The organism is Microbacterium sp. NPDC077391 (genome assembly GCF_040686955.1).
In the GTDB taxonomy this organism is placed as follows: domain Bacteria; phylum Actinomycetota; class Actinomycetes; order Actinomycetales; family Microbacteriaceae; genus Microbacterium; species Microbacterium commune.
Genome location: NZ_JBFBMI010000001.1, coordinates 511,767 through 535,549 on the forward strand (window position 1 = coordinate 511,767; position 23,783 = coordinate 535,549).

Genomic DNA, 23,783 nt, shown 5'->3' on the forward strand with positions numbered 1-23,783 from the left:
GCTTCCGCTCTGCGCTTCTATCGCGACTGAGGCGGCGTCCACGTCGCAAAGGTCGCTCCTGTATGTGCCAGCGCAACACCGTGCCCGGTTGCGATAATCGCGATCATGGTTTCGCGTATGACGCGCAGGGGCGGGATCAGGCACACCGCGATCGTCAGCGCTGCGATCGCGCACGCCACGGCGGCGCCGATGGTTGGACTGATAATGCTGATGCCAAGAACGCCGCTGACCAGACCGGCTATCAGAAAGAACGCTCCGTACCATCTGACTAGCTTGTGCGAAATATACTTCCATCTATTAAACCCTGACATCCTACGCACCTGCATTCGCATCTGCGCGTGTGTATGAAGGGCTCGGGCGGCGATCCGGACCTTTCGACGATACTCGTCCGCAGACGCGGCCACGAGCCGCTCATGCACGACCAGATCCTCGGCGGCGATCAGCCGTTGACCTTGGAACACGACGTTCATCGTGGCCGTGAAATCATCTTGCGCGGTTGGTGGTACGTCGGGGTACAAGGATCTCCGCATTACGAAAATGGAGCCGTCGCCGCCCATGACGCTGCCCGTCCTTGACTCAAGCGACTTTATGCGTTCCTCGAGCGCCCAGTAGGCGCCACCAGCTGCTTGAGTCGCCGTTCCGTGAGTAGCCTCGTACTCGAGATGCCCGCACACTCCACCAATCGTTGGATCCTCGAAGTAAGGCGCGGCGCGCTCGATGATGTCTTCGGACAAGAGCACGTTCGCGTCGGTGAATAGAAGGATCGGGCGTGTCGTCATGGCGACGAGCTGAGCCATGCCAGTCGCCTTTCCTGCGCGACCAGGCCCGCTCACCACGACGCTCGGCCCAAGCTGTGAGAACAGTCGGCGAGTGCGATCCGTAGAACCGTCGTCGTAGATAAGAATTTCCAGCGATGGGTGCCTCTTCTGCAGAGCTTTGAGATTCGCGACTTTCTCCTTCGCGACCTGTTCCTCGTTGTAAGCGCAGAATAGGATAGCAAACGAGCCTGCACCCGGACGTTCCAGTTGCGTGACTAGGTGTGGTGCGCGCGGGAAGGCTCGAAGAACTAGTGGATAGATGGCGTACGGATAAACGACGGCTAGTGCGCACAGCGCGGCGGTTGTGATGAGTGCAATCCCCAAAAGGTCCATGGAAGCCTCCATCACGACATCAGTCTTAATGCGGGGGCAATGTGTAGATCCCAGGAGAATCTGTCGAGTGCAGTCCTTTGTGCCGCGGCCCCAAGCCGTCTCCGCAGTTCACCGTCCGCTACTAGCTCGCCGAGTGCCTGCGTTAGTTCGCGGTCGTTCAAGCCGTCAATAAGCCGGCCATCGACACCGTCTTCCACGAGCTCGCAGGGACCGCCCGCGTTGCCGACGATAACCGCGCAGCCGAAAGACATCGCGTCGGCAATTGTGATCCCAAATCCTTCGAAATCGTTTCCCTCTCCGACATGCGTATGAGGGTGCAGGAAAATGTCCGATTTCGCGTATAGATCCGGTATTTCGTCGTCACTTACGAAGCCAAGGAATTCGACGATATCACTGAGTCCAAGCTCCGTAGAGAGCGTTTCGAGAGCGCCGCGTTCCGGGCCCGCTCCTGCGATCCGGTAGCGGAGGGGCGTCTGACTGGTGCCACGCACTTCTGCGACAGCGCGAAGTGTGGCCGCGATGTTCTTGCGAGGCACCAGCCGACAAAGAGAGAAAACCTCGATTGGACTGCGTTCGGTGGCTCGCGGAGAGGCCTGCGCCGCTATATCCGGGAGTGAGACACCATTATATTGCACAAGCCAGTTATCCTTCCGTGACCCGTCTGGCAACTGCGCTAGCGCTACTTCCTTCGTCGCGTTTGAGACGGCGAATATCTTGGTGGCGCTCACTAATGTTCGTCGGAAGAACTGTTTTCCAAATCTCGAAACATTCAATGCTTCACGGCCATGCACGGTCACGACCCGTGGTGCGCGAATACGTAGCGTCTGCGCGACGATTGACATCTTCCAAGTGGTCGCGTGCACTAGTTGAAACTGTTCGTGTTTGACAAGGCGCAATGTCGCGCGGAGGAACTTCATGAAGGCGACGAGCTGTGAGCCCTTGCCGACATTGAGAACCCGAAGCTTCGGCTCCTGATCATCGGTGTGCCAACCGGAGTCGGCAACGGCCTGGGTGACCGCTACAACGTCGTAACCATGTCGCGCGTACGCTCGCCCTACCTGAAGCGAGTACTGAGCGACTCCTCCGGCTGCGGGTGGAAAGCGCTTCGCAAGTAGTAAGATGCGCGCGCGGTTCTTGCCCACGCCATTGGAATCAGCCAAGGGGACATCGTGGGGTGAATCTTTCGAGTTGGTGAGGTCTTGCATGCGGCGATCCGTTCGGTATGCGCTGGTGACGATTATTAGTAGTTGTATGCAGTATCCAGCGGAGGTTGAAATGCTCCACCACACCGCTGCGATAAGCAAGTTCTGTGTGAGCGTCGCAGTGATTGCCGTACCGCCAACTACGACGGCTAGGCGAACCACATTAAGTGCCAGGAGAGATTTCTGGGCAGCAAGCAGGATGCCGACCGGCACCAGTGTGAGGCTCAGCAGTTGGAGCGCCAGGGCTGGCGCGGTGATCGGTAAGAGAGACTCCAAGGGCGCCCATGATTCTCCGAGAACCGGCACCACAAGCGGTGGCGCGATAAAAGCGACGGCAAGGCCAGCGGCGAGCGAGATCGTTCCGAGACGCAGCACAGTGGGCATCAGCGCTGCCAAAATTGTTTCATTGGATCCGCGAAGCGCTTGCGATACTCGAGCTTGGGCAACCTGACCGAGGCCACCGACAATCATTGACGCTGGTGACGTAGTAATGCGTTGAGTCATCCCCATGTACCCGGCAGCGGACGCGCCAAGGACGGCACCCGGAACGAAGACGAAACTCTGAAGCGTCAGGGTGTCGAGGAGGCTCGTGGTTACCGTGGTAATCATCCGCCGTGTTGGGTAGGGATCGGTATCATCGCGGCGACTAGCCTCGAGTGGGCGGCGAGCGCGCGCCTTCATCCTGCTCAGGCCGACTGCTAAGAATCTCGCAGCTACGATGGCGCAGGTTAGTGCCGCCGCTGTGGGTATGAAGATTACGAGGATGCACTGAAAGACGGCAGCAGCCAAGCCAGAGACGAGATTCCGTGTGGCCAGCGCATCCAGGTCTTGCGTGCGTATGAACCGGCCGCCATCGATAGCGAGCCAGCTGTACGCAACGGTGAGGACTCCCGCATAGGTTGCGATTTCGGCCGCCCGGGGAATTCCTGCTAACGCCAAAACAGTTGCAGTTGCAGCTGCAACGAGCAGAATGGCGAATCCAGCGGCGTAACCTCGGCGTTGAATTCTCCAAGCCATAAAATCGGAAGCAACGCCCGGCAGGGCGAAATCTACTCGGAGAGTCGCAACGGGTTGCAAGGCCAGTGCGATGGCGAGTGCGATCTGATAGGTCCCAAGCTCAGAGACGGGAACCAGTCTGCTGAGCAACGGGGTTGCGAGTAAGACGCTCGCCTGCCCTGCCGCTTGGGCGAGTACAACTCTGCGATGGGGAGTCAATGGAGGCATTAGCAGGAGGAGGATAGGCAGGGTGGTGTGTCAAGACGCAATGCCACGTTGTTCATTGGTCTCAATGCGCTGTCTTCCCCGGCGCAATCACGACTTTGAGTGTTTTCAGCAATATCCCGATGTCTCCGATCAGCGACCAATTCTCCACGTAATAGAGATCGAGCCGCACAGCCTCTTCCCACTTCATCGCTGATCGGCCGCTCACCTGCCAAAGCCCTGAAATGCCAGGACGCGCGAGCAACCGCCTGCGAGCAGCCTCCGTGTAGAGCGCCACCTCTGCGGCGATCTGGGGGCGGGGCCCCACCAGGCTCATTGTTCCACCCAGCACGTTGAAGAACTGCGGTAACTCATCGAGGGAGTGTTTCCGAAGGAACCGACCGACTGGCGTGATGCGGGGGTCATTCTGGATCTTGAAGAGCGGCTGCTCGCTGGTGCCCTGGGACTCTAGCAGTGCCTGTAGTTCCTCATCGGCACCGATCCGCATAGAGCGGAACTTCAACATGAAGAACGGTTCGCCGTTCAACCCGATGCGCTCCTGCTTGTAGAGCAGCGGGCCGCGGCTCGTAGCCTTAACCGCGACGGCGACGGCCAGCAGCATAGGCGATGATAGCAAGATCAGCGCGATTGAGCCCAGCACATCCATCGCGCGCTTTGCGAGCCGCTGACCGGAGCTGAACCGCGGTGTCTCGACGTGGATAAGCGGAAGCCCCGACACCGGTCGCGTGTGGATCCGGGGGCCAGCGATGTCGGTGATGTTCGGCGCGAGGATGAGGTGCTGTCGTCCGGGCTCGAGCTCCCAGGAGATTCTCTTCACACCGCCCGGCGGCAGGTCGCCGCTGCTCGCGACAATAACCGTGTCGGCGCGGGCAGCGTCGATCGCCTGTGTGAGCTCTGACAGGCTGCCCACAATGGGGACGGTAGTGCCGGGAACGATGCCAGACGAGTGTCCTTCCGGGACGCACGCGCCCACGACCCAATAGCCCGCATCTGTTGATCGCCGCAGTTCGGAGGCGACATTGGCAACTGCGGTCGGAGAACCGATCACCAGCGCCCTTGCTGAATAGCCCCCAGCGCGGCGGTGCGACACGAGCCATTGCCGCCACAGCCACCGAACAAGAACCAACATTATTATGCCCGTCGGCAATGCGATGAGCAGGTAGCCACGGGCAACCTCGGCTTTTGTCAAGAATGACACGATCGCGATGAGCCCGAAGAGCGTGACGCTCGCTCTTGCGACGCGAACGTACTCGGTCATCCCCGTGCCGATCACGCGGAAGTTGCGGGAGTCGATGAAGGTGAGGGCCCACGTCCAAGCGACGACGAGCCCTGACGAAAACATCCAATATGAAATGTCGGGAATCCCAAGATCGCTGTCGGGCGAAACCGCCGGATCGCCCCAGCCCAGCCAGGCAATCTGCGTACCATACACGACCCAGATCAGAACGAGCAGGTCGGTGACCCATAGCCGGCGTGCATAACGGCGCCGCCAATCGAAGGCTGTTCGCTGCCTCGCCGCCCGCAGAGTGCGCCTGGCGGCATCCGATTGCTGTGGTGGCGTAGCCGTATCGCTGTTCGACCCCAAGTTGGCCCGTCCCTGTGTAGTGTTCCGGCCCGATGCTACCAGTCTCAAGAGCGCAGGTTACGCGGGTTGCGGCGCTCAGCCACGTACCCAGTCGGCGCCACTCCACACCAGGGTGACTCCCCCGCGCGCAGCGATCGCGGCAGGGGCAGCCACCCGCGCACTTCGGATGCAGGTGCGCCGCTCAACCGACTCAGGCTCAATGTTACGAACAACGCTGACGGCGAGGCCGTCGCAGTCGGCTGCAGCATGGCCCATGATGACACCATCGCGGGTGGCAGCTACGGCGGCGACGCCATCGGTGTCCACCGGAATCCACTCGTCACCGTCGGCGGAGAGCACGAATGCGTCCGTGTCGCAGAGCACTGCGCGCACGTCGCCCGCGGTGCGGAGCTCGCGCGCCCCAGCGCAGGGCGCAGCGATCTCTTCACCGGCACCGATGATCGTGCCCGGCTGCGACGGATCGACATACCAGGCTGCGGCGAGGGCGTCGTCATAGGCGTCCCAGAACTGCCCGTACGTGAAGGTGCGCAGCGCCTGCACCTCACAGTCGTCGCCCATCAGCGCCACGATCTCCGCCTGATCACCGGCGAACGGGGTCAGAGCGAGCAGCTGGCCGATCCCCTTGTACGTCGGGGTGATGTCTGTCCAGGTCTCACCGTCGTCGATGGATCGCTCGAGCGTCGGCGCGACACTGCCGCATTGCCCCGCGGTTCCGCGCCAGAGCGCGCCCGAGCCGACCATGAGGAAGCGTTCGTCTTCGGGCGCCCATGCCGCGGCGTCCGTCCCGCCGGAGGCGGTCGGAGTCGGCGGGGGAGCCGACGGCAACGGCGTCTCGTCGGGCTGGGTGAAGGTCGGCACCGGGGCCGGCTGTCGGTCGACCGGCTCAGCGCCGACGCGCTGCAGTGCGAGCAGCGACAGCCCGACCGCCGCAATGGCGAGCAGGGCTACGCCGCCGCCCCACAACCACCGGCGGGTGGTGCCGCTCACCTCAGCTCGGCGCGCCACGGCTCAGCGCGGGTCGAGCAGGTCATCGAACGACGTCGCCTCAGCCGGCGCCGTCGAGCGGCGCACCGCACGAGACTTCGGTGCGCGCGCGGGCTTCGCCGGCTTCTGCGCGACATCGCTGTGGTAGGTGCCGTACCCGCCGTAGCCGTAGCCATACGCGTAGGCATCCGCACCCTTGGTCGGCACCATCGTCATCACCACGCCGGCGACTTTCGAGCCGACCGTTTCGAGCGCGTCGAGCGCACCCTCGAGCTGCTGCGTCGTGGTGCGACCCACGGCGACCACCATGATCGCCCCCGAGGTGGCGCGCGAGAGCACCGCGGCATCCGTCACCGGCAGCAGCGGGGGTGCATCGCACAGCACCACGTCGAACTCGTCGCCGAGCGCGGCGAGCAGCGACTTCATGCGGTCAGAGCCGAGCAGCTCGCTCGGGTTCGGCGGAATCTTGCCCGCCGGCAGCGCGAACAGCGACCGGTCGCCCCACTGCTGCACGGCATCGCCCAGCCGGGTGCGCCCGATGAGCACATCGGTGAGGCCGACGCCCCCCTCGATACCGAGGTACTCGGCGACCTTCGGCTTGCGCAGATCGGTGTCGACCAGTGCTACGCGCTTGCCGCTGTCGGCCAGCGCGAGTGCGAGGTTGATCGCGGTGGTCGACTTGCCTTCCGACGGGATGCTCGAGGTGATGACGAACGTGTGCCCGCCGTCCATCTCGAGGAACTGCAGATTGGTGCGCAGCGACCGGAACGCCTCAGAGCGCGGGTTCTGTGGGTCGGCGTGCAGGATCAGCGGGCGCGCCTTGGCCTTCGGGTCGTGCGGGATGGCGCCGATCAGCGGGCGATCGGTGAGGGCCTCGACGTCGCGGGCCGAGCGCACCTTGTTGTCGAGCACTGCGCGCAGCACGGCGATGCCGACGCCGAGGGCGAGGCCGACGAGTACACCCAGCGCGAGGTTCAACGGCACGTTCGGGCTGGACGGCGCCTGCGGGGGCAGCGCATCGCGCACACGGGTGAGCTTGATCGGGCTGACGTCCTGCCCCACCGGCGTGTCAATCCGCTCCACAGCCGCAGCCAGGCTCGCGCCCAGCGCGTTGGCGATCTCGGCCCCGCGCACCGGGTCGGCGTTCTCGACGGTGATTTCGATGAGCGTGCTGTTCAGCGGGTTGGTCGACGTGACCGACTCGGCCAGCTGCTCGGCCGACGTGTCGAGACCCAGCTCGGTGATCACCGGGTTCATCACCACAGGCTCACGCACCAGGCTTACGTAGGTGGTGATGCGCGCCTGCGCGAAGGTCGATCCCTGCTGTAGTTCGCCCACGGTGGTGCCGGTCTGCGACTGAACGAAAACGACCGCCTGCGCCTCGTACATCGGCGTGCGGGTCAGCGAGAATCCCGCGGCCGCCGTCAGCCCGATCAGGGTCGTCGCCACGATCACCAGCCAGTTCTTACGCAGAATGCGGATGTAATCGCTGAGCTCCATGGCGCCTCTCGTCTGGTCGGTTACGCGGGTTCATTGTCGCACAGGGGCGTGCGTGGGCCGCATCCGGCGCCGCACTCACCGATAGGGTCGAGAGTGATGCCTGCAGCCCCTGCCTCCCGCCGCGACGAGTCGCGCACGCACCGCCGACGCCCCTGGTGGCTGGGCGGATCGTCGGTGCGCCGCTGGAACGCCGAGGTGCTCGGCTGGGGCCTGCTCGCCCTGGGCGCAGGCCTGCTGCTGGGACAGGTGATCGGCGGGATCATCGGCACCGTCGTGTTCTGGGTCGTGCTTGTGGTGCCCGTCGTGCTCGCATTCCGGAGGGGAGTACCGCGCGGACTGCTGCGCCTGCGCCCCATCGATCTGCTCTACGGGGTCGTTCTCGGCCTGATGCTTCGCCTGGTGCAGGGCTGGGCGCACGTGGGGGTGGGTGGCTCGCCCGGCTTCCCCTCTTACCCCACCCTCGACGGAGCGCTGCCACCGCTGTGGTGGGCGGAAGACCTCGTCGGGGCTGCCATCGTCGCGCCTGTCGTGGAGGAGTTCTTCTTCCGCGGAATGCTGCTGGTCGCGATCTACACCGTGGTGCGCCGGATGGGCGGTCTCACCCAGAGCGGCCAGGTCATCGGTGCGCTCGTCGCGATCGTGGCATCCGCCGCTCTCTTCCTCATCACCCACCAGCTCGTCGACGCGCTCGTGGCCGATGGCGTGATCGCCCTCGCCCTGCTCGGAGTGACCTGCGGTGCGCTCGTGATGTTCACCGGGCGGCTGTGGCCGGCCGTGCTCGTGCACGTCGTCTACAACGGCACCGGCGTGGCACTGACTGTCGTCGGCACGCTGCTCAGCTGAGCAAGCGCGGCCCGACGGCCCGCTCGCGTCAGCGGCGGCTGAAGATCGCGGCAAGTGCCGCGACGAACAACGCCCCCAGCGCGGTACCCGCCGTGTTCGCCACGACATCCGAAACGGCGGGGACGCGCGACGGCAGCATGGTCTGCACCGACTCGATCGTCACCGTCATCGCCAAGCCGAATGCGGTGACCAACCACCACGGCACTCGCGGCCATCCCCAGCGCAACAGGAGCCCGATCGGCACGAACAGGGCGATGTTCGCGAGAAACTCCAGCAGCGCGTACGCCTGCACCTGCGGCGCCCGGTCGTTGATCCAGCGCGCGAGCAGGTCGACCAGACCGGTGACCTTACCGGCCTGCGAAGCCGGCAGCAGGGTGATGAGGAAGACACTGAACGCATACGGAGCCAGGAGCAGATTGGGAATCAGCCGCAGAACGGGCGGACGCCGTCGCACCGGCGGCGCCCACGCATTTGCCTGCCGGGCGTGCGGCTCGGTCGTCGGGATGCGGGCGCTCATGGTGATGACGGTAGCGATCGCGACTGAAGGTCGCTGTCAGACCAGCGCGACGCGGAGCGCCCGCGCCACCGCATCGAGCGCGGGCACCAGCTGAGCTGCCGACCTCTCGTACGTCTCCGATGAGCGGCGGTACGGGTCGATCACATCGTCGTCGATCGCTGCGACCGGATTCATCACGCCGCGCTGCTGAGCCGCCAGCGCGGCCAGGGCGTCGAGGCGGGCGCGCGGGGCGTCACCGGCAGCATCCGCAGCCTTCCGGATCTGCTCGTCGGAGACCGACTCGATCAGCCGGGCGAACTCACGAAGGGTGAACGTCCGGCGCAGCATCGACGGCGCCAGCTCGACCGCCACCGTGCGGTGCTCACGCGCCATCGCGAAGATGAGATCGGCGTCTGCTGCGACGGGCTCGGTGAGCCAGCGAGCCCGATGTGCCGCGACATCTGTCGCGCCGGCGCCGTGCGCCAGCGCGAGCTGCTGCGCTTCTGGCGTCATCGACTTGTCGACCAGGCCGCGAGTGCCTGCGCTCAGCACCTGCAACGGAACGTCGCGCAGACGCGCTCGCAGCAGGGCTTCGGCCATGGGGGAGCGGCAGATGTTGCCGGTGCAGACCATGAGGATCCGTGCCATGCCCTCGTGGTCCGCTGGCCCTGCGGCGGGACGCACGGCATCGGCTCGGCGACGCAACTCGCGCCGAGTCATGGCGGGGCGAGGGGAAGAGGGCATGCCTTAAGAATAAGTACGCTGCGCCTTCGATGCCGTCGGCGACGTGGCCTCGCCCGGATACGATGTACGGCGTGACCGCCATCGATCCGACGCTGCCGCTGTCTCCGTACCGCGAGATCGACCGCGCCGATTGGGCGCGTCTGGCCGCGGGAATCGATCAGCCGCTCACCGAGACCGAGGTGGTCGGCATCCGGGGTATCGGCGATCGCCTCGACATCACCGAGGTGCGTGAGGTCTACCTGCCGCTGAGTCGTCTGCTCAGCCTGTACGCCAGCTCGACCCGTCGGCTCGGCGCGGCGACCAGCGAATTCCTGCAGGAGAGCGACACGACGACACCGTTCGTCGTCGGAGTGGCCGGGTCGGTCGCCGTGGGCAAGTCGACCATCGCGCGTCTGTTACGCGAGCTGATGAGCCGCTGGCCGGGCACGCCACGCGTCGAGCTGGTGACGACCGACGGCTTCCTCTACCCGAACGCCGAGCTCGAGCGGCGCGGGCTGATGGACCGCAAAGGCTTCCCCGAGTCGTACGACCGCCGCGCACTCCTCTCGTTCCTCACCGAGGTGAAGAGCGGCGCGGCCGAGGTGCGGGCTCCGTTCTACTCGCACATGCGTTACGACATCGTGCCCGACGCGCACGTCGTCGTGCGGCGACCTGACGTCGTGATCGTCGAAGGCCTCAACGTGCTGCAGCCGCCGCCCGCCCCCAACGATGTCGCGGTGAGCGACCTGTTCGACTTCTCGATCTTCGTCGACGCCGACGTCGCGCACATCGAGCGTTGGTACATCGACCGCTTCCTCGCGCTGCGACAGAGCGCGTTCAGCAATCCGTCGTCGTACTTCAACGTGTTCGCGCACCTCAGCGACGACGAAGCCGTCACGACGGCCCTCGGGTTCTGGAACGAGATCAACATGCCCAACCTCGTCGAGAACGTGATGCCCACCAAGCACCGCGCCACGCTGGTGCTGCGCAAGGGCGCCGAGCACGCCGTCGAGAGCGTGCAGCTACGTAAGGTGTGACGCCGCGCCAGGGGCTGCGCACGGCCCTCTGGCCCCCAGCTGATCATCTGAGTCTCGGGTGACTCAGCCCCAGGATCATCGCCCCGCCAGAGGGCCGTATCGCATGAGCGACGCTATTCGCCGATGAACGTCGACGCGAGCGCCCTGAGGGACTGCTTGGGATTTCTCGCGCTGATCTTGCGCTGATCTTGAGGAACGGCCTTGCTTCGCTGCATCTGCGGATATGCGACGTGCCACCGGGCGCAGGGTTCGTGGCCGAGGCCAGGAGCGCTGATGCTGGAATCCGCAGCGCCGGAAAACTCCGAATAAGCGCGTCGCGACAGGCTTCGCGCCCGGTCCGAGGACAGCCGATGTCGAGTGGCGTCAGATGCCCGGCTGGCTTACGTCGCGTAATGGAACCTTGTCAGACGCTGCGGCAGAAACCGCTCTGTCGCCGTACTGGCTAACGTCTGCGTCGGAACACGATCGCCGTGATGCTCAGTCCCGTCCGAAGAGGTCACGTGTGTAGACCTTGTGCGCGACGTCTTCGAGCGCATCCGTCGCGCGATTCGCGATGATCACATCGGATCGGCTCTTGAAGTCCTCGAAGTCGCGCACGACCTCCGAATGGAAGAACTCGTCTTCGTCGAACGCGGGCTCGTGGATGATCACGTTCACACCCTTGGCCTTGATCCGCTTCATGATGCCCTGGATCGACGACTCCCGGAAGTTGTCTGAGCCGGACTTCATGACCAGGCGATAGATCCCCACGGTCTTCGGCCCGCGAGAGAGGACGTCGGCGGCGACGAAATCCTTGCGGGTCCTGTTCGCGTCGACGATGGCCGCGATGAGGTTCTGCGGCACCTCGGAGTAGTTCGCCAGCAGCTGCTTGGTGTCTTTCGGCAGACAGTATCCGCCGTAGCCGAAGGAGGGATTGTTGTAGTGAGTGCCGATGCGCGGATCGAGCCCGACACCGTCGATGATCTGCCGCGAGTTCAGCCCGTGCACAGCCGCATAAGTGTCGAGCTCGTTGAAGTAGGCGACGCGCAGTGCCAGATAGGTGTTGGCGAACAGCTTGATCGCCTCGGCCTCGGTCGGATCGGTGAGAAGCACGGGCACGTCGGTGTCGATGGCACCCTCGAGCAGCAGATCGGCGAACCGCTGCCCGTCCGGACCACGGTCGCCCACGACGATGCGGGAGGGGTGCAGGTTGTCGTAGAGAGCGCGTCCCTCACGCAGGAACTCGGGGGAGAAGATGATCGTCGCATCCGGATGCTGCGCCGCGAGGCCAGCCGTGAAACCGACAGGAACGGTCGACTTGATGACGATGACGGCCTGGGGATTGATGCCGAGCACGACGTCGACCACCGACTCAACCGACGAGGTGTCGAAGAAGTTCGCGACCTCGTCGTAGTTGGTCGGAGTCGCCACGACGACGAACTCCGCGTCACGATAGGCGTCATCCACATCGAGCGTCGCGGTGAGGCTGAGTTCCCGCGTGCGGAGATAGTCCTGCAGCTCCTCGTCGATGATCGGCGAGATCCGGTCGTTGAGAAGCTCGACCTTGCGTGGATCGATATCGACGGCGACCACATCATGGTGCTGCGCGAGGATGACAGCGTTCGACAGGCCCACGTAGCCGGTCCCGGCGATGGCGATCTTCATGATGCTCAGATTATCGGGCGTCACGCACCGACAGTTACGCGGGTAGTGTTCCGCAACCCATCGGCGTCGGTCGGCTCGATGAACGCGCATCACCCGAAGGGTGATTTGAGGGGTGATTTCCTCCGCCGCGCCCCGATCCGCTGCGCGTGATCGTCCACCCTGGCAATGACCCCGAGCGCCCTGCGTCAGCACCCGACGCCATCACGGCCGCATGCGCTCTGGGTCTTTTCAGCGCGCCCAGAGGCGTGACACCAGGGGAGGCAATCTTGAGATCTCGTGCTGCCTATGCACACCACCAGCCGGACGACGGCTCACTGAAACCGCACGGGCGCTGGCGCGCGCGGATGAAGAAGATCGTCAGCGGAGTGGCCAGCACCGCCCTCGTCGCCTCGTCGTTCATCTTCGCCGGCACTGTCGCCGCCTCTCCGGCCGCCGCAGCCGCACCTTTCACCTGCGACGCGGGTTCGGTGTACGTGCAGAGCACCTCTCAGGTGCGCGAGTTCCGGGTGAACCCCAACGGAGGTGGGCAGCTCGACACCAGCGGCACCGGCATCGGCACCGGCCACTCCGACAACGGTCTGGGCATCTCTTCCGGTGGTCGCTACGCCTACACCGTCACGAACGCGTCGTCGAACAAGGTTCTGGCCAAGCACGACACGGTGGCGGACAAGACGCTGACGACCGCGTTCACCCTGGACTCCGCTGTGCTGCGCGGCGCGGTCAACCCCATCACCCAGGTCTACTACTTCGCCAGCAGCACCGCCGACGGTGCGATCAAGCTGTTCGCCTGGAACGAGCAGGTGACGCCGGCGGCGGTCGTGCAGGTCGGCACGCTGCGCCCTTCTGCCGGCAGCACGGCGTTCGGCCGCAACGGCGACATGGCGTTCAGCGCATCAGGGCAGCTGGTGCTCGTCGCCGACCGGTACATCTACTCCGCCGACGTCCCGCGCACACTCACCTCGAGCACGTCGACGATCGACGCCAAGCAGGTGCACGACATGGGCGAGGGCGTCGAGGGCAACGGCATCGCCTTCGGTAATCTCGGCCGCATCTTCGTCTCAGTGCAGCTCACCTCGAGCAGCGGTCGCATCATCGAAGTCGATCTGCCCCGCGGCGCCGAGGTGAGTCGCACCAATATCCCCTTCGCACCGACCGATATGGCCAGCTGCACCTTCCCGAACACGCTGACCCTGAAGAAGGATCTGCCGGGTGGGCGACAGGCCGGCACCGACCAGTTCGGCCTGCGCATCGACTCCCCGGCCGGATACCAGGTGCCCCGCACCCTGGCCGCCACCCGCGGAAACACCAGCGGGCTGCAGCCCGACTACGCCGGCCCCGTCTTCGTCAACCAGGGCGACACCTTCACCCTCACCGAATCCGCGGTCGGCACCACCGGTCTCGACCGGTACGACGCATCGCTGATCTGTGAACAGGTGAGCGACCAGGGCACCGTCCGAATCCCCGTCACCGGCAACACCGTCACCCAGCCGTCCGGTCCGCTCGGTACGGACGTCGTCTGCACCTACGCCAACGCCAAGCTCACCCCCGACCTCGCCCTGCGCAAGAGTGCGGACCCGGCATCCGGCACCGGTGTCGTCGCGGGCCAGACGATCACGTACACCGTCGAGGCCGAGAACACCGGCAACACCGTGCTCGACCCGGTACGTGTCACCGACGACCTCGCGGGCGTGCTCGCGAACGCCGACTATCAGAACGACGTCATGACCACGATCGACGGCACGGCCGTCACCACGGGCGAGGCCGTCGTCACCGGCGACACGCTCGCCTGGACGGGATCGCTCGAGCCCGGACAGATCGTCGCCATCACCTACTCGGTGGTCGTGAATGACGACGTCGAAGGTCAGACGATCGCGAACCGCGTCACCGCCTCAGGCACCCCGCCGGGGCCGTTCGATCCGATCGTGCCCCCGGCAGTCACCACCGAGCACCCGGTCGCCGGCTTCGAACTCACCAAGACCGCCGACCCGGCATCCGGCTCCGTCGTGCAGCCCGGGCAGATCATCCGCTACACCGTCACCGCCACCAACACCGGCCAGACCGAACTCACCCCGGTCCGCATCACCGACGACCTCAGCGCGGTTCTCGCGCACGCCACCTACAACGACGACATCGCCGCCTCCGGACGCTTCGTCTCGGACGAGCCTGCGACGATCGACGGCACCGCGCTGACCTGGAACGGCACACTGCCGGTCGGCGGCAGCATCACCTTCACGTACTCGGTGACCGTCGCCGACGGCGCCTCCGGCAAGGTGCTGCGCAACTCGGCATCCGGAACGGCCACCCCGACCACGCCCGACCCGGCGGACCCCGACGGACCGCCGCTCACCGGCGACCCCATCGAACCACCGGCGGTCACCACCGAGCACCCGGTGATCGGATCGGGCTTCACGATCAGCAAGAGCGCCGACCCGACGCCCGGCACCGCGGTCGAAGCCGGCGACACCATCACCTACACGATCACGGGCACGAACACGGGCGACACCGTGCTCAAGCCGGCCGAGATCGTCGATGACCTCTCGAAGGTGCTCGACGACGCCACTTACAACGACGACGTCACCGCCAGCGCGGGCGACGTCGAGGTGGCGGGAGACACCCTCACCTGGAGCGGGTCGCTCGCGCCGGGCGCATCGGTCAGCATCCGCTACACCGTCACGGTGAACAGCGGTGTCGACAGCGCCCTGCTGAAGAACACGGCGACCGGCTCGGCCACCCCGCGGATCCCCACTGACCCGTCCGATCCGAACAGCCCCACCACACCGGGCACGCCGATCACCCCGCCGCCGGCGCAGACCGTGCATCCGGTGGTCGACACCGGGCTCACCGTCGCCAAGACCGCCGACCCGGCATCGGGCACGGCCGTGCAGGCCGGCGACAGCATCCGCTACACCGTGACCGCGGTGAACACCGGCAACACCGTGCTCGACCCGGTGTCGATCACCGACGACCTCTCGACAGTGCTCGCCAGCGCCGACTACAACGGCGACGTCGCCGCCACGCTCGGCACCGCGGTTGTGAGCGGCAGCGTGCTCGACTGGACGGGCGCACTCGCCCCCGGACAGCGCGTCAGCATCACCTACTCGGTGACCGTGCACGACGACGCCACCGGCGTGCTGCTGCGCAACACGGTGACCGGCGAGGGCACGCCGCTGATCCCGGAGGATCCGACCGACCCGAACAGCCCCACCACCCCCGGTGAGCCGGTCAGCCCGCCGCCGGCGACCACCGAGCACCCCGTCGTGAACCCCGGCTTCGCCGTGATCAAGACCGCCGACCCGGCCTCGGGCACGCGGATCGACCCGGGAAGTGTCATCACCTACACCGTCACCGCCACCAACACGGGCGACACGGTGCTCGACCCGGCCCGCCTCACCGACGACCTCTCCGAGGTCACGGCGCACGCCGCGTACAACGGCGACGCCACCGCGTCGATCGGCAAGGTCGCCGTCGCCGGCGACGCTCTCACCTGGACGGGCACGCTCACTCCCGGCGCACAGGCGGTCATCACCTACTCGGTTACCGTGGATGGCGCTGCCGGCGGAGAGATCGTCCGCAATGCGGTCGATGGCACAGCGACCCCGCTGCTGCCCGCCGATCCGTCCGACCCGAACAGCCCGGTCACCCCGGGCACCCCGCTGACGCCCCCGACGGTCGTCACGGAGCATCCGATCAACGAGCCGGGATTCACCTTCGCCAAGACGGTCGACCCCGCCTCCGGCACCGCGGTCGACCCCGGCCAGGTGCTGACCTACACCCTCACCGGCGTGAACACCGGCGAGACGGTGCTGAACCCGGTACGGATCGCCGATGACCTGTCGAAGGTGCTCGCAACCGCCGTCTACAACGACGACGCGGTCGCGACCATCGACGGCGACCCGGCCACGGCAGCAGCCTTCGACGGCGGCGAGCTGACCTGGGCGGGTGCGCTTAAACCCGGGCAGACCGTCACCGTGGTCTACTCGGTCACCGTCGGCGCGGATGCCATCGGCGAGGTGCTGCAGAACACCGCCACGGGCACGGCCACACCGCCCGGCGGCAACGAGCTCACCCCGCCGCCCAGCACCACGCTCACCCCGGTGAACGTGCCCGGCTTCTCGGTGTCGAAGAGCGCCGACCCCGCCAGCGGCGCCCGCGTCGACCCGGGCAGCACCATCACCTACACGGTGACCGGAGTGAACACCGGTGAGACCGCGCTCGACCCGGTCGAGATCGTCGACGACCTGTCGGCCGTGCTGACGCACGCTCGGTACAACGGCGACGCCTCGGCGTCGATCTCCGGTGGCGCGAGCACCGCGCTCGACCTCGTCGGCGACACGCTCACCTGGCGCGGCGCGCTCGCCGTGGGAGAGAGCGTCACGATCACCTACTCGGTCACGCTGAACGCGGATGCCGGAGGTGAGCTGATCGAGAACACCGCGACCGGCACCGCGACCCCGCCCGGTGGGGTTCCGCCGATCGAGACGCCGCCGGCGACCACCGTGCATCCGGTCAACGAGCCCGGATTCACCGTGGCGAAGAGCGCCGATCCCGCGACCGGGACGCGCGTCGACCCGGGCAGCGTCATCACCTACACGGTAACGGGTGTGAACACCGGTGAGACCGTTCTCGAACCGGTGACCCTGACCGACGACCTCAGCGGAGTTCTCGTCGGTGCCACCTACAACGACGACGCGATCGCTCGCATCGACGGCGCGGATGCCACGGCTCCGACGGTCGTCGACGGCGCGCTCACCTGGCAGGGAGCCCTCGGAATCGGCGAGCGGGTGACGATCACCTACTCGGTGACCGTGCACGGCGACGCCGGCGGCAAGACGCTCGGCAACACCGTCACCGGTGTGGCCGTGCCGCCGGGTGGTGCTGAGCTCACCCCGCCGCCGGCGGTGACCGAGCACCCCGTGGGCATGCCCGGCTTCACCTTCGCGAAGACCGCTGATCCGGCATCCGGCACGGCGGTCGCGACCGGCAGCACCGTCCGGTACACCCTCACCGGGGTGAACACCGGCGAGACCGGCCTCGACGAGGTCGTCATCACCGACGACATGTCGGATGTGCTGCGCCACGCTGCGCTGCGCGGCGAGGTGAGAGCCGTCGTCGGCGATCGCCTCGTGGCAGCTCCCGTGGTCGAGGGCAACGTGCTCACCTGGCGAGGAGCACTCGGCCTGGGCGAGACCGTCAGCATCACCTACGCAGTGACGGTGCACGACTCGGCAGCGGGCAAGACGCTGAAGAACGTGGCCGCGGCGGAAGCGACGCCTCCCGGAGGAGACACCATCAGCCCGCCCGAGAGCGGCGCCGAGCACCCCGTGCTCACGCCGCTCGCGCTCACCGGTATGGAGCTGACGCCGTGGGCCATCGGCCTCGCGATCCTGCTGCTGCTCGGCGGGGGAGTGCTGCTGGTGATGCGTCGCCGCGAAACCCACGCCTGACCCGAACCTGAATCGGCCCCGGACTGCAATGCAGACCGGGGCCGATTCGGCTGTCGGCGGCCGAGCGGCTGCGGTCACATACGGCCGGCCGGCCGACTCGAGCTCAGATGAGGCCGCGCGTGTGGGCTAGGGCCAGCAGCTCGGCCCGACTGCTCGCGTCGAGCTTGCGGTACAGGCTCGACACCTGCGTCTTGACCGTGTTCTCCGAGACGAAGAGCTTCTCGGCGATTTCTCGGCGGCTGATCCCCGCGGCCACATGCTCGAGCACCTCGAGCTCGCGCGGCGTCAGCACAAGGGCGACGCTCTCTGTCATAACTGCCTCCTCGCCGCGAAGCAGGGCATCGATTTGCGTGCGCACGGCATGGCCGACCACCGTCGTCGTCACCGTCCCCAGCTTGTCGGCGAGGCGCAGCGCCTGGTCTCGCGCAGCGGCGGCGGCGGCGTCTTCACCCTTCGCACGATGGACGAGCAGCAGGACGGACAACCGCCACAGCTCCAGCTGGCGCAGACCGACGGTGCCCTCGCCGGTCTGCACGGCGAGTGCGCATGCCCGTGCCGGCGAGCCGCTGTCGAGAGCGAGACCGGCATTCGCCAGACACACCAGCACCATCTCATGGTCGGCGGCGGCAAGCGCGGTCCGCGCGGCGGAGATGTGTCCTGCGTGCGCCGCGTGTGCGGCGCGCACCAGCGCGAACACGCTGCCGGTCAGGCCCTCGCCCTTGCTCGCACCGGGAAGATTCGACGACTCGAGCGCGTCGAGCAGCTCCGTCGCTCCGGGCGCGCCGGCACACACGGCGGGGGTGAGCGCCATCACGAAGAACGGCCACATCTCGCCGATGCTCTGGCGCGGGAGCGCGGCGAGCTCGGCGAGCACCTCCGGACGGTGCGCGCCGTCGAGCGCGACCTGAGCCAACCGGACCGTGGTGTCGACGAGCGGCTCGGCCCAGCTGGCGGTGCGGGCGATGCTCTCGGCCTCAGCGAGCTCTCGCCGCGCCAGATCAGGGTCGCCGACCAGCGCGTGGATCAGCGCTGCCTTCGCGTGTGCATCGCGCACGAAGAATCGCAGCGCGCTCGGCGGGCTCGTCCACTTGACGCGCTCGAACGCGCCGAGCGCGGCGGCGAAATCACCGGCCAGCATGCGAGTGATGCCGGCCTGCGTGAACATGAACGAGGCATTGCCGCGCGAGCCGTCGAGCAGCGCGTTGCCCGGCACCTTCAGTGCGATCTGATCCGACAGCTCGATCGCGGTGCGCAGTTCGCCGTGCAGGCGCGCCTCGAGCACGGCCATCGCGAGCAGAGTGGTGTGCACCACGGGGTCGGACGCCTTCAACCCGCCCTCATACGCGTCACCGAGCAGCGGCACGCTCTCACCCCGCAGGAGCGATCTGATGTACGTGAAGACCGGATGCGTCTGCGGGTGCACATCGGGTGCCGCATCGAGCACCGTCTTCAGTTCGGCGGGCGGCAGCGAGAACCACACCTCGATGTAATGCTCTTCGAAGCATGCGGCGATGCGCTCTCGGGGCCCTCGGTCGCGCAATTCGCGGAGTGCAGCCGAGACGTCGTCAGGTGCGAGGGCATCGGCATCCCAGCTTGCCTCGTCGGCGTCCGGGATGCCCGGATACCGGACGTCGAGATCAGGCGTCGTCGAGCGTGCTTCGGCCGGAAGGCCTCGTCTGTCTTGCGCAGTCATCCCCGGGTCCCCTCTCACCACACCTTCACGCTATCGGAGGTGGTTCGGCCCGTGCGAGCCCTGTGCTGGCGCGCAATTGCGCGCCATAGGATAGGGGTGATCTGTCGAGCAGCGGGTCGATGAACAGTTGTTCAGGGCAGACGAGGGGAAGAGATGCGCAGGAGCAGGATGCGGGGAGTCATCGCCTCACTGGCAGTCATCGGCGTTGTCGCGCTGACCGGATGCGGTCCGGCACCCTGGACCGTCGATGATCCCGAGGCGACGCCGTCGGCATCCGCCACCGTCGCCCCGCCGGTGCCGAACGACCTTTCCAGCGGCAGCACCCAGCGCGAACTGGTCGCGGGTGCCGTCACGGCGAAAGTCGACTACTGGTCGACCCTGTCGATGGACCAGTGGACAGCCGGAGCGGTGAAGCCGATCAGCATCTCGCTGGTGACCAACGTCACCCCCGACGACGGCCAGAAGGTGTACCTGCAGAAGGCGACCCTCACCGCGATCGCCGGCGAAGGCGAGACCACGCTCGCCGCGCTGGAGCCGCAGACCGACGCCGCCACCGTGGCGCCCGGATACCTCGTGCTCGCGCCCTACAGCTACTCGCAGACCTTCAACGTCGGCCCGCTCGACGACAAGGCCACCTCGGTCACCGTGCAGGTGACCTTCGACTTCCTCGTGCAGACCACTCCCACGTCGAAGGAGTACGCGAAGCAGACCGCGACCGACACCCTCACGGTGGCCATCGCTCAGCCCGCCTCCGAAGACTGACCGGCACGAAGCTCAAGATCGGCGCAAGATCAGCGCAACAGCATCCGAAGCCGCCGGAAAAGCCGATCCGACGCCGATAGCGTACCGACGGGCGTGCACTCCGGCGCTGCCCAGGAGGGTGTTTCATGACCTATCGACGGACTCGCGGCACCGTGCGCGCCGCCGCGGCGATCGCCGCCGTCGCCGCGATCTCGGGCCTCACCGGCTGCAGTCAGCTCATCGACACGCTGAACGGTGCGGAGACGGTTCAGGCCGTGCGCCCCACCCCGCAGGCCTCGGCCGACAACGACCTCGACGACGGCAGCGGCTTCGAATCGCAGTTCACCCGCGACGGGTCGGTCTCGCTCTCCAGCGACGTCGCCGACGGGCTCGAGGTGCGCCTCGACGTGTGGGCGTACGACCCCAAGCGCACCATGGAATGGCATCCCGACGGTGAGAAGAGTCTCGGCTTCGCCGTCAACGTCTACGACCACCGGGTCGACGAGAAGGCCGTACTCACCCAGAAGCGCCGGGTGTACCTCTCGCAGATCGCGATCACCTCGCAGACCGCGCAGGCGTCCAACCAGACCTCGTCTCCTTTCCAATTCACCGCCGACCCGCGCACGCTGGTGCCCACCGACACGCTGCGCTCCGAGCGCGGCCTGCTGCTGAACAGCTTCCAGGGCGGCCTGCTCGTGCCCCAGACGACGATCAATCAGCTGCCCGCCGACACCCAGGGCATCACGCTGCAGTTCGCGCTGACCATCGCAGTCGAGGGCGCGGCCAACGACGACGCCAGCTTCCAGCAGCAGACGGTGTATCAGGTGCTGCCCATCCGCATCCACCCGATCGAGAACTGAACGCCGCAGAGCAGATTCTTGAGCCGATCTTGAGCAGACCCGGTGCCAACCTGACGGGAATCCCGCGATCGATCGACCAGGATCGTCATATCGGACAGCGCAGCCAGCGCACCGAAGACCGAGGGGGCCGTCGTGACGACCGAGTACGTGCAATCGCCGCAGGGGTTCGACCGCAACGCGGGCGGCCACGGCACCGCGCTCACGCCGGCTGACGACGCGCCCGGCTTCGCCGACGACTTCTCGGCCGTACTCGAGGGCACGTCCGGGCACCGATCGACAATCGGATGCGTGATCCCGGCGTACAACGAGGAAGAATCCATCGCCGGTGTGCTCACCTCGCTGCTCGCCCAGACCCGCGTGCCCGACGTGATCCACGTCGTGGTGAACAACAGCACCGACAAGACGGTCAAGATCGCCTCCGAGTTCGCCGGCCCGCACGAGATCACCACCGACCTCGGCGAGCAGTTCACCGAGGTGTTCGTGCACGACATCGGCAAGAACCCCGACAAGAAGGTCGGTGCGCTCAACTACGGCTACTCGCTCGTGGAGGGATACGACTACCTGCTCGGCGTCGACGGCGACACCATCGGCGATCCGCGGGCGGTGGAGTACCTCGAGACCGAGGCCGTCTCAGACTCCCGCATCGGCGGCATCTCGGCGATCTACTCGATCGACACCGCGCCTATCAAGGGCGCCATCGCGAAGTTCCTCATCGCCGGGCAGCGCACCCAGTTCGCCGCGTTCAACCTGCAGAACCTGCTGCGCGGGCGCAACATGGCCGTGCTAGGTGGCCAGTTCTCGATCTTCTCGACCACCGCGCTGCGTGACGTGATGGTCGCCAACCGGCAGCGCACCCCGTGGGTGCGCGACAGCGAGGTTGAGGACTCGCTGCTCTCGCTGCAGATCAAGAGCGCCGGCTACCTCACCAAGATCAGCCCTTACGCCCGCGCCGACGTGGGCGGCATGACCACCATCCGCGCCTACGACGCCCAGCAGGTGAAGTGGACGTTCGGGGCCATCGAGCTGATGTGGCCCGGGCAGCGCGGCGACACGAAGGGCCAGCCGTTCCACCCGAACCTGCGTCTGCGCTGGTTCGAGAACTTCGGCATGCTCACCAACCTGCTCGTGCGCATCGGCTTCGTCACCCTGCTCGCCGGGTCGCTCTCGATCGGCGCGTTCGTGTTCTCGCCGTGGTGGCTGCTGCCGCCGCTCGCCGCCGTGCTGCTGAACGTGCGCATCGCGATGACGATGAAAGACCGCACGACCCGTGACATCCTGTTCGCCGCCCTGGTCGTGCCCGCCGAGATCTTCATGTGGATCAGGCTGAGCCACTTCCTGCGCTCGTGGTTCCGCTTCCTCTCGCGCAAGAAGGTCGACAACTGGGCCATGCAGGCTCAGGCCGAACGCGGCAGCGGCAGCGCGCACTGGATGCCGCTGGTGATGCTCATCGTCGTTCTCGTCGGCCTCGCCGTGGCGTGGAACCTGCTGACCCCGGCGATCCAGTCGGCCATCCTCTGGATCGGCTGGCCGGTGCTCGGCGTCGTCACCGTCACACAGACCGTGCTGATGGTGTTCAAGCTGCTGCGTCGCTACCAGGGCTTCAAGGTCTGACCGGGGGTTGACCGGCGGTCGGCTGGTCGGCGCCGGTCGGCCTGTCGGCTGCTCGGCGCCGGTCGGCCGGTCAGCTGGTGACTTCGGTGGTGAGTCGGTAGCCGACCCCGCGCACCGTCTCGATGTAGCGAGGCTGCACGGGGTTGTCGCCGAGCTTGCGCCGCAGGTTGGTCATGTGCGCCTCGATCGCGCGCTTGTCGGCGTCGCCCACGAAGTAGCTGGTCACGTACGACTCGCCGCGCAGCACCAGCGTCAGGTCTGCCTTGCTGCGCACCCTGCGCTTCGACTCCATCAGCGCGCAGAGCAGGTCGAACTCGGTGCGCGTGAGCTCGACGTTGTTCTCCTGCACGAGCACCGTGCGGGTGTCGGCGTTCAGGCGCAGGTCGCGGTGCGACACCCAGGTGCCCTCTTCGAGCTCGGCGTGCAGCACGTGCGGAACGACCGCGCTGCCCGGCTGCGCGGGCATGACGACCGGGGTCAGCCGGCCGTCTTCCTCGTAGCGCAGCACGAGATCGTCGTGGTCCGCAGACTCGGCGGCGGGTGCCTGCTCCCGCGCTGGCGCGACCGTGCGCGTGGAGGCGGGGGAGGTGAACTGCTCGCCACCGCGCGCGGCGGGGAACGATCGTCCGGACTGCTCCTGCCGCGGAGTCACGGCGGGAGCCCGCCGCGGTCGGCGCAGCATCGCCTCGATGCGCGCCCGCAGCTCGCGCGGGCGGAACGGCTTGTTCAGGTACTCGTCGGCGCCGGCGCCGAGGCCCATGACGACATCGGCCTCCTCACCCAGCGCGGTGAGCATGATGATGTACGTGTCGCTCTGCGCTCGGATGCGGCGCGCGGCTTCGATGCCGTCGATGCCGGGCATGTTGACATCCAGCGTCGTGATCAGCGGCTGGTAGGTGAGCACGGCGCGCACCCCGTCGATGCCGTTGCCGACCGAGACCGTCGAGAATCCGGCCGCTTCGAGCACCTCGGCGAGCAGGTGTCGCACATCCGGGTCGTCTTCGACGATCACCGCTGTCTTCGGGGGAAGGCCGTCATCCAGCATGCA

The 23,783-nt window shown here is 66.6% G+C and carries 16 protein-coding genes; 6 read left to right on the forward strand and 10 right to left on the reverse strand.

The features are described from left to right. Nucleotides 1-17: 17 nt before the first annotated feature. The 5 genes from AB0O65_RS02340 to AB0O65_RS02360 form a co-directional block, all read right to left on the reverse strand. Nucleotides 18-1,163 carry a glycosyltransferase gene (locus AB0O65_RS02340; RefSeq protein WP_363383512.1) on the reverse strand — a complete coding sequence of 382 codons (1,146 nt, stop codon included), beginning with the start codon at nt 1,161-1,163 and terminating at the stop codon, nt 18-20. Then, nucleotides 1,163-3,499 carry a glycosyltransferase gene (locus AB0O65_RS02345; protein WP_363382718.1) on the reverse strand — a complete coding sequence of 779 codons (2,337 nt, stop codon included), beginning with the start codon at nt 3,497-3,499 and terminating at the stop codon, nt 1,163-1,165. The genes AB0O65_RS02340 and AB0O65_RS02345 overlap by 1 nt, the downstream gene beginning before the upstream one ends. A 139-nt stretch (nt 3,500-3,638) precedes the next feature. Then, nucleotides 3,639-5,159 (reverse strand): sugar transferase, encoded by a 1,521-nt coding sequence (locus AB0O65_RS02350; RefSeq protein ID WP_363382721.1) that lies wholly within the window; start codon nt 5,157-5,159, stop codon nt 3,639-3,641. 75 nt (nt 5,160-5,234) lie between these two features. Continuing rightward, complete coding sequence (locus tag AB0O65_RS02355; protein WP_363382723.1) at nt 5,235-6,146, reverse strand: hypothetical protein; 912 nt, start codon at nt 6,144-6,146, stop codon at nt 5,235-5,237. A gap of 21 nt (nt 6,147-6,167) precedes the next feature. Then, nucleotides 6,168-7,643: a polysaccharide biosynthesis tyrosine autokinase gene (locus tag AB0O65_RS02360; protein ID WP_363382726.1), complete on the reverse strand. Its 1,476-nt coding sequence runs from the start codon at nt 7,641-7,643 to the stop codon at nt 6,168-6,170. A gap of 96 nt (nt 7,644-7,739) precedes the next feature. Between AB0O65_RS02360 and AB0O65_RS02365 the strand changes: the two genes are divergently transcribed. Beyond that, nucleotides 7,740-8,486: a CPBP family intramembrane glutamic endopeptidase gene (locus tag AB0O65_RS02365; protein WP_363382729.1), complete on the forward strand. Its 747-nt coding sequence runs from the start codon at nt 7,740-7,742 to the stop codon at nt 8,484-8,486. Nucleotides 8,487-8,514: 28 nt separating this feature from the next. On the opposite strand, the gene AB0O65_RS02370 is transcribed toward AB0O65_RS02365, so the two are convergent. Together AB0O65_RS02370 and AB0O65_RS02375 are read right to left on the reverse strand one after the other, a co-directional pair. Beyond that, on the reverse strand, nt 8,515-9,003 hold the full coding sequence (locus AB0O65_RS02370; protein ID WP_363382732.1) for a VanZ family protein: 489 nt from the start codon (nt 9,001-9,003) through the stop codon (nt 8,515-8,517). Between the two features lie 36 nt (nt 9,004-9,039). Beyond that, nucleotides 9,040-9,726, reverse strand: coding sequence for a low molecular weight phosphatase family protein (locus AB0O65_RS02375; protein ID WP_363382735.1), 687 nt, complete (start codon nt 9,724-9,726; stop codon nt 9,040-9,042). 62 nt (nt 9,727-9,788) lie between these two features. Between AB0O65_RS02375 and coaA the strand changes: the two genes are divergently transcribed. Next, nucleotides 9,789-10,742 (forward strand): type I pantothenate kinase, encoded by a 954-nt coding sequence (coaA, locus tag AB0O65_RS02380; protein ID WP_363383514.1) that lies wholly within the window; start codon nt 9,789-9,791, stop codon nt 10,740-10,742. Nucleotides 10,743-11,219: 477 nt separating this feature from the next. On the opposite strand, the gene AB0O65_RS02385 is transcribed toward coaA, so the two are convergent. Next, entirely contained in the window at nt 11,220-12,386 is a 1,167-nt protein-coding gene (locus AB0O65_RS02385; RefSeq protein WP_363382737.1) for a nucleotide sugar dehydrogenase, read from the reverse strand. Nucleotides 12,387-12,730: 344 nt separating this feature from the next. On the opposite strand from AB0O65_RS02385, the gene AB0O65_RS02390 reads away from it, so the two are divergent. After that, entirely contained in the window at nt 12,731-17,830 is a 5,100-nt protein-coding gene (locus tag AB0O65_RS02390; RefSeq protein ID WP_363382740.1) for an isopeptide-forming domain-containing fimbrial protein, read from the forward strand. Between the two features lie 103 nt (nt 17,831-17,933). On the opposite strand, the gene AB0O65_RS02395 is transcribed toward AB0O65_RS02390, so the two are convergent. Then, nucleotides 17,934-19,523: a response regulator transcription factor gene (locus tag AB0O65_RS02395; RefSeq protein ID WP_363382742.1), complete on the reverse strand. Its 1,590-nt coding sequence runs from the start codon at nt 19,521-19,523 to the stop codon at nt 17,934-17,936. A gap of 168 nt (nt 19,524-19,691) precedes the next feature. Here AB0O65_RS02395 and AB0O65_RS02400 point away from each other — a divergent pair, with 168 nt between their 5' ends. From AB0O65_RS02400 to AB0O65_RS02410, 3 genes are all read left to right on the forward strand, one after another. Continuing rightward, nucleotides 19,692-20,285 (forward strand): hypothetical protein, encoded by a 594-nt coding sequence (locus AB0O65_RS02400; RefSeq protein ID WP_363382745.1) that lies wholly within the window; start codon nt 19,692-19,694, stop codon nt 20,283-20,285. A 125-nt stretch (nt 20,286-20,410) separates the two neighbouring features. Further along, the gene (locus AB0O65_RS02405) at nt 20,411-21,124 is read left to right on the forward strand and encodes a fructose 1,6-bisphosphatase (RefSeq protein ID WP_363382748.1); all 714 of its coding nucleotides are present in this window, start codon (nt 20,411-20,413) and stop codon (nt 21,122-21,124) included. A gap of 132 nt (nt 21,125-21,256) precedes the next feature. Beyond that, complete coding sequence (locus AB0O65_RS02410; RefSeq protein WP_256221154.1) at nt 21,257-22,735, forward strand: glycosyltransferase family 2 protein; 1,479 nt, start codon at nt 21,257-21,259, stop codon at nt 22,733-22,735. Nucleotides 22,736-22,805: 70 nt separating this feature from the next. Here the strand turns inward: AB0O65_RS02410 and AB0O65_RS02415 are convergent, their stop codons facing one another. Next, nucleotides 22,806-23,780, reverse strand: coding sequence for a response regulator transcription factor (locus AB0O65_RS02415; RefSeq protein WP_363382751.1), 975 nt, complete (start codon nt 23,778-23,780; stop codon nt 22,806-22,808). Between the last annotated feature and the right edge of the window lie 3 nt (nt 23,781-23,783).

Coding starts and splice junctions, on each gene's coding strand:
- AB0O65_RS02340 (WP_363383512.1), bottom strand. CDS start 1,163: ATGGAGGCTTCCATGGACCTTTTGGGGATTGCACTCATCACAACCGCC.
- AB0O65_RS02360 (WP_363382726.1), bottom strand. CDS start 7,643: ATGGAGCTCAGCGATTACATCCGCATTCTGCGTAAGAACTGGCTGGTG.
- AB0O65_RS02365 (WP_363382729.1), top strand. CDS start 7,740: ATGCCTGCAGCCCCTGCCTCCCGCCGCGACGAGTCGCGCACGCACCGC.
- AB0O65_RS02370 (WP_363382732.1), bottom strand. CDS start 9,003: ATGAGCGCCCGCATCCCGACGACCGAGCCGCACGCCCGGCAGGCAAAT.
- AB0O65_RS02375 (WP_363382735.1), bottom strand. CDS start 9,726: ATGCCCTCTTCCCCTCGCCCCGCCATGACTCGGCGCGAGTTGCGTCGC.
- coaA (WP_363383514.1), top strand. CDS start 9,789: ATGTACGGCGTGACCGCCATCGATCCGACGCTGCCGCTGTCTCCGTAC.
- AB0O65_RS02385 (WP_363382737.1), bottom strand. CDS start 12,386: ATGAAGATCGCCATCGCCGGGACCGGCTACGTGGGCCTGTCGAACGCT.
- AB0O65_RS02390 (WP_363382740.1), top strand. CDS start 12,731: ATGAAGAAGATCGTCAGCGGAGTGGCCAGCACCGCCCTCGTCGCCTCG.
- AB0O65_RS02395 (WP_363382742.1), bottom strand. CDS start 19,523: ATGACTGCGCAAGACAGACGAGGCCTTCCGGCCGAAGCACGCTCGACG.
- AB0O65_RS02400 (WP_363382745.1), top strand. CDS start 19,692: ATGCGGGGAGTCATCGCCTCACTGGCAGTCATCGGCGTTGTCGCGCTG.
- AB0O65_RS02405 (WP_363382748.1), top strand. CDS start 20,411: ATGACCTATCGACGGACTCGCGGCACCGTGCGCGCCGCCGCGGCGATC.
- AB0O65_RS02415 (WP_363382751.1), bottom strand. CDS start 23,780: ATGCTGGATGACGGCCTTCCCCCGAAGACAGCGGTGATCGTCGAAGAC.